Origin of the sequence: Spirulina sp. CCY15215 (assembly GCF_016888125.1) — a bacterium.
GTDB lineage: Bacteria > Cyanobacteriota > Cyanobacteriia > Cyanobacteriales > Spirulinaceae > CCY15215.
On the sequence record NZ_JACSWA010000238.1, the window covers coordinates 1 to 1,302 of the forward strand.

2 protein-coding genes are annotated in these 1,302 nt (G+C 44.8%); one reads left to right on the forward strand and one right to left on the reverse strand.

Annotated elements, in window-relative coordinates; genetic code table 11:
- The first annotated feature begins 230 nt into the window (after positions 1-230).
- Positions 231-653 (forward strand): DUF2996 domain-containing protein, encoded by a 423-nt coding sequence (locus JUI58_RS01735; RefSeq protein ID WP_204102018.1) that lies wholly within the window; start codon positions 231-233, stop codon positions 651-653.
- A 64-nt stretch (positions 654-717) separates the two neighbouring features.
- Here JUI58_RS01735 and JUI58_RS01740 read toward each other — a convergent pair whose 3' ends face one another.
- Complete coding sequence (locus JUI58_RS01740; protein ID WP_204102019.1) at positions 718-1,212, reverse strand: TM2 domain-containing protein; 495 nt, start codon at positions 1,210-1,212, stop codon at positions 718-720.
- Positions 1,213-1,302: the final 90 nt, after the last annotated feature.

Genomic DNA, 1,302 nt, shown 5'->3' on the forward strand with positions numbered 1-1,302 from the left:
TCAGAACCAAGACGAACCGGGGCGACTTAAACAACCCGCGCCGCTAACTAGCGATTCGTCCTGTCGGACTGAATCGTAGGATGCGCGGCGCATTTTTGCTCAAACAAGAAGGCGATCGCGCTGATAATCTTAAAACTCCCTAGAAAAAATTACTTTACTCTTGAACCTGCAAGCCAAACCCTGTAAAGTAAGAGAGCAAACGTCTCAAGCAAGGATTCCGAGGGCGCAACATGGCAGAAGAAACCAAACCCGCAGCTAAGAAAAAAGCCAAACCCCCTGCTCTTGAAGATAAACCCTTTACCGAGTTTATGGAGCAGCATTTTACGCCAACTTTACAGGAAGCATTTGGTAAAGCTGGTCTTTCCGATATGAAAATTGCCTTCACGAAAAAACCTGTTTCCCTGGCTGGATTTGACTCTGGGGAAGATTGCTGGCAAATTGAAGGGACATGGCAACAAGGAACCCGCCAATTTAACCTTTATTATTTTGATGAAGACCTGAAGGGAAATAAAGGCTTTTCCTCAGCAACTCACGGCGCAAAACCCAGCACCCTCGAATCGTTTATGATTGACGAGCGGAAAATCACCCTCGATTTAATGGTTTTATATACCTTACAGCGCATTAACGGCGAAAAATGGCTGGGGCGAAATTAAAGCCAAAAAAAAGCGATCGCCCGAACATTATTGTTATAAGTCTGGTTCGATCGCGATCGCACTTCTATAACTCAACAAAATCGTAAACTACGGTTCCCTTAACCGGATCGTTATCAATATGGGCGTACCCTTGTTTTACCATTTCCTTGAGAACAAGCTCAACTTCTGGAAAATCAGCCCCCGTATCTAACACCGCTTGAGTAACCGTGATTTGTCCACCGCGATCGCGTGCAGATTTTAAGACTCGCAACATCAACTTTTCTTCTGGAACCTTGGGAAGTTCAACCGCAGTTGCAGTAGCCCTAGGATATTGGCTGGGGCTTCCATAAGGGGACATACCCTGTTTAATGAGTAACTTCCCTTCGTATTCCTCTACCATATTGGGGACGAAAAAGATATCAATAAACTGACCAATTCCAAAAATGCCCAAAGTAAAGAACCAAAGAAGTCCCGTACCAATTTTCCCATTGTAGAAGCGATGAAGCCCGCACAAACCGCACAAACCTCCCGCCATCAACACATAAGAAACGAGAAGACGCTCAACATGCTTGTTATTCATCAGAAAAATTGGGTAGAAACCCCGTCCTTATAGGACGGCTTTATATTAGTTTCGCTACCGCCTTGGAGTTGTTTAATTAGGGTGCTTTTG